The 11,181-nt window shown below is 68.5% G+C and carries 8 protein-coding genes; 5 read left to right on the forward strand and 3 right to left on the reverse strand.

Annotated features, from left to right (window positions below; translation table 11 throughout):
• The 4 genes from VF542_RS05300 to VF542_RS05315 form a co-directional block, all read left to right on the forward strand.
• The coding region (locus VF542_RS05300; protein ID WP_408650663.1) for a glycosyltransferase at nucleotides 1-986 on the forward strand (986 nt) is incomplete at its 5' end.
• A complete protein-coding gene (locus VF542_RS05305; RefSeq protein ID WP_408650664.1) occupies nucleotides 983-1,282 on the forward strand; it encodes a hypothetical protein in 300 nt (99 codons plus the stop codon). The genes VF542_RS05300 and VF542_RS05305, both read left to right, overlap by 4 nt.
• Complete coding sequence (gene glf, locus VF542_RS05310; RefSeq protein WP_408650665.1) at nucleotides 1,279-2,460, forward strand: UDP-galactopyranose mutase; 1,182 nt, start codon at nucleotides 1,279-1,281, stop codon at nucleotides 2,458-2,460. Before VF542_RS05305 ends, glf begins: the two co-directional genes overlap by 4 nt.
• A 97-nt stretch (nucleotides 2,461-2,557) precedes the next feature.
• Entirely contained in the window at nucleotides 2,558-3,559 is a 1,002-nt protein-coding gene (locus tag VF542_RS05315; RefSeq protein WP_408650669.1) for a family 43 glycosylhydrolase, read from the forward strand.
• A gap of 28 nt (nucleotides 3,560-3,587) precedes the next feature.
• Here VF542_RS05315 and VF542_RS05320 read toward each other — a convergent pair whose 3' ends face one another.
• The 3 genes from VF542_RS05320 to VF542_RS05330 form a co-directional block, all read right to left on the reverse strand.
• Complete coding sequence (locus VF542_RS05320; RefSeq protein ID WP_408650670.1) at nucleotides 3,588-5,462, reverse strand: glycoside hydrolase family 2 protein; 1,875 nt, start codon at nucleotides 5,460-5,462, stop codon at nucleotides 3,588-3,590.
• An 83-nt stretch (nucleotides 5,463-5,545) separates the two neighbouring features.
• The gene (locus VF542_RS05325) at nucleotides 5,546-7,105 is read right to left on the reverse strand and encodes an ATP-dependent DNA ligase (RefSeq protein WP_408650666.1); all 1,560 of its coding nucleotides are present in this window, start codon (nucleotides 7,103-7,105) and stop codon (nucleotides 5,546-5,548) included.
• A gap of 626 nt (nucleotides 7,106-7,731) precedes the next feature.
• Complete coding sequence (locus VF542_RS05330; RefSeq protein ID WP_408650667.1) at nucleotides 7,732-8,043, reverse strand: hypothetical protein; 312 nt, start codon at nucleotides 8,041-8,043, stop codon at nucleotides 7,732-7,734.
• An 812-nt stretch (nucleotides 8,044-8,855) separates the two neighbouring features.
• On the opposite strand from VF542_RS05330, the gene VF542_RS05335 reads away from it, so the two are divergent.
• Nucleotides 8,856-11,181: glycosyltransferase (locus tag VF542_RS05335; protein ID WP_408650668.1), on the forward strand; the 2,326-nt coding region annotated here is incomplete at its 3' end.

The following is an 11,181-nucleotide window of genomic DNA, read 5'->3' on the forward strand; positions in this document are numbered from 1 at the left end:
AGCGGGACGGTGAGATCACCCGGGTCTGGCTGGTCGTTCCGGGGGAGGACTTCGAGGAGGAGGAGGAGGAGCTGCGCTTCGCCGACCCGCGAGCGGCGGCGTACGGCGCGCTGCTCGCCGAGTTCTTCGACGCCCGGGGCCGCCGGTCGCCCGATCTCTGGCTGTACACCCCGATGGCCTATGACATTGCCAAGTGCTTGGGAGCCGGCCGGCTGATCTATGACGTGATGGATGACCTGTCCTCCTTCCTCAAGGCACCGCAGGGCTTGCTGGCGCGCCAGCGGGAACTACTGGCCGCGGCGGATGTGGTCTTCACCGGCGGCCGGTCGCTGCACCGCTCGACCCTCAGCCAGCGCCGGCGCGCCGTGTACCTCTTTCCCAGCGGTGTCGAGCAGGAGCACTACGCGGCTTCGCGAGAGCTGCGCCGCCCGCACAGCCGACGGGTCGCCGGTTATGTCGGCGTGATCGACGAGCGGGTGGACCTCGACCTCATCGAGAAGCTGGCCGCGGCGCTGCCCGACTGGACGGTGCGGATGGTCGGGCCGGTCGCGAAGATCGAGGAGTCAGACCTGCCCCGGGCAAGCAACATCGAGTATGTCGGCATGGTGCCCTACCACCAGTTGCCGCAGGTGATGGCCGATCTCGATGTGGCCCTGATGCCCTTCGCGCTCAACGAGGCCACCCGCGCGATCAGCCCTACCAAGACGCTGGAATACCTGGCAGCCGGACTGCCGGTGGTATCCACCCGGGTGCCTGATGTGGTGAGCGACTACGCCGACGTGGTTCACCTCGCCGATGACGGTACCGAGTTCGCGGCCGCGTGCCGGGAGGTCCTCACCCACGAGCTTTCCGACCGCGATCGTAAGGCGAAACCGATTCAGGCCCGCCAGGAATGGGACTACATCGCGGCCTCGATGAGCCAGCTGCTCGACAAGCAGGCCGCGGTGCCGGAGTACCGCCAGGTCGAGCAGGAGGTGTCGGCGTGACCGCGTCACCGACGCCCCTCACCCACGAGCTGGAGAGCGCCCACCGGCGGGGGGTCGCCGCAGCCGGTCATGGCTTGCAGGACGCCGCGCTGGGGGCCCTCCGGCTTACCGGTTCAGGGGTTCCGGTCCTCGCCGAGGCAGCGGTCTCCTCCGCGACACCATTCCTGCGGGCACCCCTGTTGAGCAGGATCTTCAACGCGCTGCGGATACATCCGGTTCAGGGTGACGGCGACGGCCAGTGCCCGACCTGCAGGGTGCCCGCACCGTGCCAGACCGCGCGGGAGCTGAACCCGTGACCGCGGCCGTGACGGCTGGGGAGCTGCGTGCCGCCGACCTCATCGTGGTGGGCTCAGGTTTCTTCGGACTGACGGTGGCCGAGCGGATCGCCCAGGAGCACGGCAAGCGCGTGCTGGTGCTGGAGATTCGCGATCATCTCGGTGGCAACGCCTATTCCGAGATCGAGCCGACCACCGGCATCGAAGTCCACCGGTACGGAGCGCACCTGTTCCACACCTCGAACGAGCGGGTGTGGAACTACGTCAACCGCTTCACCACCTTCACCGGCTATCAGCACCGGGTGTTCACCGTGAGCAAGAGCCGGGTGTACCCGATGCCGATCAACCTGGCGACCATCTGCGAGTACTTCGGCGCGCACTACAGCCCGTCTGAAGCAAGGGAACTGGTCCGCCAGCAGGCGGCAGAGGTCACCGACGAGGTCCCGGACAACCTGGAACGCAAGGCCATCGCCTCGATCGGGCGGCCGCTGTACGAGGCATTCGTGCGCGGTTACACCGAGAAACAATGGCAAACCGATCCGCGCGAGCTGCCCGCTGACGTGATCAGCCGGTTGCCGGTGCGCTACACCTTCGACAACCGCTACTTCAACGACACCTACGAAGGCCTGCCGAGCGACGGCTACACCGCGTGGCTGGAGCGGATGGCCGACCACCGCAACATCACCGTTCGGCTGAGCACCGACTTCTTCGACATCCGCTCCGACATTCCGGCTGGCACCCCGGTCGTCTACACCGGCCCGCTCGACCGATACTTCGACTACGCCGAAGGCGAGTTGGGCTGGCGGACGCTGGACTTCGAGCAGGAGGTGCTCGACGTCGGGGACTACCAGGGCACCCCGGTGATGAACTATGCCGACTCGGACGTGCCGTGGACCCGGATCCACGAGTTCCGCCACTTCCATCCGGAGCGGACGCACTACCCGCAGGACCGCACCGTCATCGTCCGCGAGTACTCACGGCAGGCAGGACGTGCCGACGAGCCGTACTACCCGGTGAACACCGAACGGGACCGGGCGCTGCTGGCCCGCTACCGCGACCGCGCCGCGGCGGAACCGGATGTCTACTTCGGTGGCCGGCTGGGCACCTACAAGTACCTCGACATGCACATGGCGATAGCCTCGGCCTTCACGCTGGTGGACAACGAGCTGGCCGGGCGTCTGGCGTCGTCCGGAAGCTAGCGAGCGGCGCGTCGGGCAGCGGCTGCCTCGCTACGATCGCCAGGGGCCCTGACGGCGACCGGTGGCGTATCTCTGATCGGAGCAGCTCGTGACATCGATGGCAGCCCTGGGCGTGGCCCTGGTCCCGGAGCCGGACGTCGACCAGGGCGACCCGTTCCTGGTCGAGGTGCCGGCCGACCAGCGCGGGCACCACCCCTTCCGGTTCTACGTCTACGTCTCGGGGCCGGGCTTCCCGGTGTACGGGTCCAACAGCCTGCTGGACCCGGCCGGTTGGCAGCGGGTGGGTGACAGCTACCCCGGTATCGGGGTGGAGCGGTGGTGCTGGGCTCCCTGCGTCCGGTACGTGCCGGAGCTGCAGCGACCATGGGTGATGCTCTACTCCCGTGCCAAGGGAGCGGGCGAGGTCGAAGGGCACCAGGAGCACCGGCTCCGGCGGGCGGACAGCACCTCGCCGGCCGGACCGTTCGCCGACTCCGGCGAGGTGCTGACGCCTGACCTGGACTTCGCAATCGATCCGGACGTCCACCGCTCCTCCGACGGCACCGACTGGCTCTATTTCGCGGTCGACTTCGTCACCGACGAGCCGTACGGCACCGGGATCGTGCGGGCCAGGATCAGTTCCGACCTGCGGCGCCTGGAGTCCGAGCCGTCGGTGATCGCCCGGCCCCAGGCGGACTGGCAGCTCTACGACGCCCACCGGTCGATGCCGTGGAAGGACATCCCCGGGGTGCGGTGGGACCGGTCAGAGACGGTCCGCTGGTCCACGATCGAGGGTCCCGCCGCGATCACGGCACCGCACGGCCGCGAGGTGGTGCTCTACAGCGGCGGCAACTTCGCCGACTTCTACGGCATCGGCGTGACAGCCCAGGACCCGGACGGGAAGTGGGTGGATCTCAGCCCGTCGCCGGAGGCCAGCCTGCTCGGACCCGAGCCCGCGGCCGGCCTGTTCGGCCCCGGCCACTGCAGCGTGATCACCAGCGACGGCCAGCCGTTTCTGTGCTACCACTTCCGCGGCGCGCCGGCGGCGTCGCGCCAGTTCGCCGTGGTGCCGCTGCGGTGGGACCCGGACACCGACCTGCCGCTGCTGGCGGCCGGGTAGCGGTGCTCAGGCTCGGGGACGGGCCGGGCTAGCTGATCTCGGTGTCCATCACCGTCGGCGGGTAGTCGCCGAACTCGAACGAACCGACCTCGTCGGCGGGAACCGCCGCGGAGGTGCGCCGGGTGATCGCGCGCAGCGCTGCCAGGTCCGCCTTCGGTTTGCGGTCAGCAGTCACCAGCCCGTTCTTCTCCTGCAGGGTGTCGGTGAACTGGGTGTAGCAGAACCCGCTGAGCGCCGGTGCGTCGAGCAGCGCGTTGACCAGGGCGCGGTAGCGGTCGAGCAACTGCTCCGGACTCCGCGCCACCGCGTACCCGTGCCAGGACGGGCCCTCGTCGGCGTCGTAGGAGATCCCGCCGAACTCGGTGATCATCACCGGGTAGCCTTCGCTGTTCATGCCGGGCAGCAGCACCGCGTGAGATCCCGGCTGCATGCCGTTCAGGGTGTCGGTGAGGCCCGCCGCGCTGCCGTAACGCTTGCGCAGCAACTCGGCGCGCCCGGTGTAGTCGTGCACCGTGATGACGTCGCTGACGACCTGCTCCCAGCCGTCGTTACCCACCACCAGGCGGGTCGGGTCCAGGGCCTTGGTCAGGTGGTAGAGGGCGGTGACGAAGCTGCGCTGCGGCGCCGAGCTGGCCACGTTCGGAACTCCCCAGCTCTCGTTGATCGGCACCCAGGCGATGATGCACGGATGGCTGTAGTCGCGCCGCTGGATCTCCATCCATTCCTGGGTGATCCGTTCCACCGAAGTGGTGGTGAACTCATACGCCGCGGGCATCTCTGCCCAGACCAGCAGGCCCAGCCGGTCGCACCAGTAGAGGAAGCTGGGGTCAGCCACCTTCTGGTGCAGCCGGACCCCGTTGAACCCCAGGTCGCGCACCAGTTCCACCTCGCGGCGGGCGGCGTCCGGGTCCGGAACCGCCAGATGCGACTCGGTCCAGTAGCACTGGTCGAGGACCAGCCGCAGGAAGTAGGGCCGTCCGTTGAGCAGGATCCGGTTGTCCGAGGCCGCGATGCTGCGCAGGGCGGCATAGCTGGAGATCAGGTCCACCGTGCCGGTCTCGTCGGCGGCATCGAACAGCCTGATCTCGGCCTGGAACAGGTTGGGGGTTTCCGGCGACCACAGCATCCGGTGCCGTTCCAGGGTCATGTCGGTCTGCTGCAGCCGCACCGCGATCGAGGCGCGGCCACGGACCACCGACACCGAACTGTCGGCCAGCGTCTCACCGTCGTGGGTCAGCAGCAGCCGGAGCCGCAGCGGGTACTGGGACACCCGGTTCAGCCGGATGTCCAACCGCAGCACGGCGTTCTCGACGTCAGGGGTCCAACGCAGGTGCTCGATCCGGGTGGCCGGCACGGGCTCCAGCCATACCAACTTCCAGATGCCACTGGTCCGCTCGTACCAGATGGCGTGCGGAGTCTCCTGCCAGTCCTGCTTGCCGCGCGGCTGCTCCAGGTCGCGCGGGTCGTCCACCGCGCGGACCACCACCACCTGCTCGCCCGAATCGCGGAGGGCGTCGGTGATGTCGGCACTGAACGGCGTGTGCCCGCCACTGTGCTGCGCGACCAGCTGGCCGTTCACCCAGACGTGGGCGGAGTAGTCCACCGCGCCGAAGTGCAGCAGCAGCCGCTCGTTCGATTCCTGCGGCGCGGTGAAGGTGCGCCGGTACCACAGCACCCGGTGAAAGCCGGTGTCTCCGATCCCGCTCGCGCTCGACTCGGGCGGAAACGGCACCTTGATGGTCCGCTCGGACACGCCGCTGGACTCATCCCAGCGGAGGTACCAGCACCGGTCCAGCCCGACGTCGCCGTCGTCATAGCTGAACTGCCACTCTCCGGACAGATCGAACCAGCGGTCACGGGTCAGCTGTGGTCGCGGGTGCACACCCGCCGCGGTTTCCGCCATCACGGTGAGTAACGGTAATAGCCCTGGCCGCCCAGCGGGAGTGCGACCCACGGTCAATTCGTGCCCAGCTGCCCTGGCAGCAGTCACTCGTCGCGGCCTCCCGCGGCCTGCGCGCCGGCCGCGCCGGCGAAGGCCCGGACCGTGTCGAGGGTGTCCGCCTCGGCGGCCGTCTTGTCCTGCCGGTAGCGCAGCACCCGGGCGAAGCGCAGCGCCACTCCGCCTGGATACCGGGAGGAGCGCTGCACGCCGTCGAACGCGATCTCCACCACCTGCTCCGGGCGCACCCGCACGACGTATCCGTCGGTCGGGCCGTCGGCCAGCTCGGTGAAGCGGCGGGTCTGCCAGTCCAGCATGGCGTCGGTCATCCCCTTGAAGGTCTTGCCGAGCATGACGAAACCCCCGCTCCGGTCATCCCGGGCACCGAGGTGGATGTTGGACAGGCTGCCCCGGCGCCGGCCTGAGCCCCATTCCACGGCCAGCACCACGAGGTCCAGGGTGTGTACCGGTTTGACCTTCAACCAGCCGGCCCCGCGACGGCCGGCCTCGTACGGCGCGGTGAGCGACTTGGCGACCACGCCCTCGTGGCCGTGCGCGAGCGCGTCGTCCAGGAACGCCTGCGCCTCGGCGGGGTCGGAGGTGACCAGGCGTGGCACCCGGCCGGCCGCCGGCACCACCTCGGCGAGGACCTCGGCTCGGCGCGCGGCCGGCTCGTCCAGCAGATCGGTGCCCTCGACGTGCAGCACGTCGAAGAGGAAGGCCGTCAGCGGGGTCTGCGAGGGGCTGGCGGGCGCCGCCCTGGTGCCCAGCCGTGCCGCGGTCACCTGGAAGGGCCGTGGCCGGCCGTCCTCGCGCAGCGCCAGCACCTCACCGTCGGCGACCAAGCGCCTGGCAGTCATGCCGCGAACCACGTCCACCACCTCGGGGAGCCGCCCGGTCACGTCCTCCATCCCCCGGGTGAAGACCCGGACCTCGTCGCCGGCGCGGTGGATCTGTACCCGGATCCCGTCCAGCTTCCATTCCAAGGCCGCTGTCCCGCCGAGCCGGCTCAGCGCGTCGCCGGTGCTGGAGGCGGTCTGGGCCAGCATGGGGCTCACCGGATGGCCTACTCGCAAGCCGAAGCCCGCGAGGGCATCGCTGGTCCCGCCGAGCGCCGAAGCCGCCACCGCCGGCAGGCTGGCGCTCAGCATCGCCGCTCGCCGCACCTGGGCCAGCGGCAGGTCGGCTGCGCGAGCCAGCGCGTCGGTCATCACGCCGGCCAGCGCGCCCTGACGCAGGTCTCCGGTCAGCAACCGGGTCAGGAAGTGCTGTTCGCGTTCGGTGGCAGCGGCGAACAGCGCGTGCAGCAACTCCCGGCGCCGGCCCTGGGAGCCGCTGCCGGCGCAGGCGCCGATCTCGGTCAGGGCGGCCTCGACGGTGGCCACGTCCAGGCTCGGTTGAGCCGCGGGTGGCGCGGGCGCGCGCAGCGCTGCCCAGCCCACACCGATCTGTCCCTGGGTCAGCTCTCCGGAGAGCCAGGACACCACGATGGCCGCTTCGGCCCCGGAGCAGGTCCGCAACAGGTTCGCCAGTATTGCGACCTTCTGGCTCCGGGCGGCTGTGGCCGCCAGTTGGTCGGAGGTGGCAGCGAGTACGGACAAGTGCATACACTCAGCCTGGCAGATACGCCGGCAGCGAGCAGCCGCACCGGCGGTACCCATATTGGCGCGAGCCACCGTCGGCTCAGCGACCACCGGCAGATACGCACGGTAGCCACTGGCTTACTGGATTGCGGCTATGCATGCCGAGTCCCGGGGGTCGACGATGGGTAGAAGGCTGCCTCCGGTAGAACATCGACCGTATCGGCCAATACCAGGAGATTCATGATGACGACCTCGAAGCTGGTTCGTTCGCCTGTGGTGCATCGATCAGGCGCAATTCTGGCTGCGGCGTTCCTGCTGGCGGCCGGTACCCGGCAGGCCGGTGCCGCACCGTCGGCAGCCGGCTCCAACGGGTCATCGGACGGCAGCACGGCAACCGCGACCGCGAGCCGATCAGCCGGCACCCCGACCAGCAGTAGCAAGGCGAGCACCGACAGTGCCACCAGCAACCCGGCGGCGACGGCGTGTCCCGATCAGGTGCGGATCACCTTGGGCCGCATGACTGTCAGCGGCGGCATGGTGACGATTGCGTTCACTCACAACGCGCACAGCTGCCCATCCGCGCGGCCGGCCCTGCTGCACATCCACCAGAACCTGCTGATGGCTCCGCAGGCGGGTTCGGACCCGGTCCATCAGTGGAACGCCGATCTGAGCATCGGCCCGAGCCACGGTGACGGAGTCACGGTGCCGCTGCTGGAATCGGCTGACGGCAAGTGCTTCGTCCAGGTCGATGCGCACGCCTCCGGCCAGACCCGCGGGCAGTTCTTCCCGACGACGACGTGCACTTCCTCGACGCCGAGCTCGCCGGCATCCAGTTCACCTGCTTCCAGTTCGCCGGCTTCCAGTTCGACCGTGCCCAGCTCGACCGTGCCCAGCTCGACCGCGGCGACGTCGACCGCACAGACCTCGACCGTGTCGGCCTCCACCTCGGCGGCACCGAGCACGACGAGTCAATCAGTACTGCCCGAGAGCACCAGTCGTTCCACCGCGACGCAGAGCTTCTTCCCGGTCGGCCAGGTCCAGCAGTCACCTTCGGGGGGCTCGTTGGCCAGCACCGGTGGGCCGACGGTTCTACCAGTCGGTGTTGGTGCATTACTCTTGATCGTCGGCGCCTGGCTGGTGAACGCGAGCCGGCGGCCGAGGCGGCATTGATGCACGTCGCGCACCTTCAGCCCGAGTGGCCTCGGTTGTCAGGGTGCCGGTGCGCCGGAGATTCGTCGTCTGTTCTTGTCGGAAGTGTTGTGTGAGGCATTGTGTACTAACCGTTACCGGAACGTCTTCGGTGATTAACGACTGCGTGTTTTGCCGGATGTTCGATAAGGAAGGCCGTCCACCCCGGGAGGAGATGAATTCCATACTCCGAGACCGGCCGGATCGAGTGTTCCATCCATAGTTGTCTAGGCTTTCTAGAACGCAGCAGGCCGTGCATAAAACACCGCACTCACGCTGCACATCCTTTTTGTGCTAAAGATAAAAGTACTGTTGTACCGAGTTGCGCGAACAGCTGAACGGGGTTTAACTTCTGTTCACTCTCCTGAGCGCGTGTCTCGGAGTAGTAAGACTTGTCGACGGGCCGGCACAGGCAGCGTGCGCCGTTGGGAGTATTCGAAGCGGGGGGCTTCTCTTGACCAGAATTGTTGATGCTGCACGTCCGGAGACAACTCAGGACGGGCCGGATCTTCAGGTCGGATCGGCGTTGGAGCCGCAAGACCTGACTGTTCTGCCGCCTGATGCGGCAGCGTGGTTCACGATCATCGTGCCGACCCGGAACGAGGAAGGCTCGATCCACCCGCTGCTGACGTCGCTGGCGGAGAGCCTCGACGGCATTCCGGCCGAAGTGCTGTTCGTCGACGACAGCGGCGACGGCACACCCGAGATGATCCGGCACGCGGCTCGCGAGTGCGGGCTGGCGGTGCGGCTGTTGCACCGGCCGGCCGGTAACCGGCACGGCGGGCTCGGCGGCGCCGTGGTGGCCGGTCTCAAGCACGCTCGGGGAACCTGGGCCGTGGTCATGGACGGGGACATGCAGCACCCGCCGGAGCTGGCGGGTCGGCTCGTGCAGATCGGGCAGTCGCGGCACCTGGATCTGGTCGCCGGCACCCGCTACACCGGTTCTGGCGCTTCCGACGGGTTGGCTGGCGGATACCGGCGCGCGGTATCGGGCCTGGCCACCCGGTTGACCAAGGCGGTGTTCCCCCGGCGGCTGTCCAGGCTGTCGGACCCGATGTCGGGCTTCTTCGCGGTCCGGCTGGCAGCGCTGGACCTGGACCGGCTGGACCCGATCGGCTTCAAGATCCTGCTCGAGCTGATGATCCGCCAGCCGCGGCTGCAGGTGGCCGAGGTTCCGTTCGTGTTCGGCACCCGGGTCGCCGGGGAGAGCAAGGCGTCGGTGCGTGAGGGTCTGCGCTTCGTGCGGCACCTGCTGCGGCTGCGGCTGCTGGTGTTGCGCAACCAGGTGCGGCGGTCCTCGACCGCCGACGGCGGCGGCCGGTTCGCCCGGCTGTTGGCCTTCGGCGCGGTCGGCGCGACCGGCATCGGCGTCAATACCGCCGCGCTCTGGCTGTTCTCCGAGCATGTGGTGCACCCGCACTATCTGATCGCCGCGGTGCTGGCAACCGAGGTGTCCACCAGCTGGAACTTCCTGCTCACCGAGAAGTTCGTCTTTCGCGGGGACAAGCCCGGTACCCGGCTGGGACGTGGTGTCCGGTTCTTCCTGCTCAATCACCTCGCGCTGCTTCCCCGGCTCCCGCTGCTGGCACTGCTGGTGGGGGTGTTCTCGGCGAACCTGCTGGTGGCCAACATCCTGACCCTGGCACTGCTGTTCCTGGTCCGGTTCGTCGTCGCTGACTCGGCGATCTACGCCAAGCCCGACGAGCAGGTTGTGGACAAGCAGCCGATGCGCATCACCGTCGACCTCACCGGTGTCCAGCGGCCGATCGAGTCCCGCGCCGCGGACGTCCAGCCGCGGCACCAGGCCGACGCCCGCCCGGTCAGCGCGACCAGCCGGTACCTGCCCTACCGCTACTCCATCGACGGCGTGCTGAGCGTCGGCTCCCAGGTGCCGCTGAAGGAGCTGGAGTACTTCCGTGCCCAGTGGCTGGGCAACGACGTGGATCTGAGCATCCGGGTCGGCGAGGTGGGCCGCGGCCCGCGCACCCGTGCGCTGATGACCCAACACGTCGCCCCTGCCGGTGTCAGCTACTCCGAGCACTTCGGCCGGCTCGGCGCGAACTTCCGGGTCGAGATCGGGAACAAGATCGAGGTCACCTGCTCGCCCACGCTGGCGCGCTCGCCGCACGTGCTCTACACCAACGTCATCGAGGCCCTGCTGCGGTTCATCGCGGTGTCCCGCGGCGTGATCCTGCTGCACTCGGCCTGCTTGGAGCTGGATGGCCAAGGCCTGTTGTTGTCAGCCCGCACCGACACCGGCAAGACCGGCAGTGTGCTGAAGCTGCTGCGCGAGCACGGCGCCCGGTTCCTGTCCGATGACATGACGATCCTGCACCCGGACGGTCACGCCACCTGCTTCCCGAAGCCGTTGACCATCAGCCACCACACCCTGCGCGCCGTGCAGGCCGGTGACCTGACGGCGGCCGAGTGGCGGCGGCTGAAGCTGCAGAGCAGGTTGCACTCCAAGGAGGGCCGGAACTTCGGCCTGGTGCTGGCAGGGCTGAACATCCCGATCATGGGCATCAACTCCTTGACCCAGCGCATCGTGCCGCCGCCGAAGTACAACGTCGACCGTCTGGTGGAGTGCAGCGTCATCCGCAACACCCAGATCGAGAACCTGTTCGTGATCGAGCGCACCGACCCGGTGCTGGAGGACATTCCGTTCGACGAGGCCATCCAAACCCTGGTCGAGAACACCGATGACGCCTACGGGTTCCCGCCGTTCAGGCAGATGGCGCCCTCGATCGTGATCGGGAACGACGACTACGCCGAACTGCGTCGCAAGGAGCGCGAGATCCTGGTGCAGGCGATGAAGAACATCCGGGTCCGCCGGTTGGGCTCGAACACCTTCTCCTGGGCCGAGGACATCGCCACGCTGCTCCGGGCGGAGAGCACGCCGGAGCGGCAGCAGG

This window comes from Jatrophihabitans sp., from assembly GCF_036389215.1.
Classification (GTDB): domain Bacteria; phylum Actinomycetota; class Actinomycetes; order Mycobacteriales; family Jatrophihabitantaceae; genus Jatrophihabitans_A.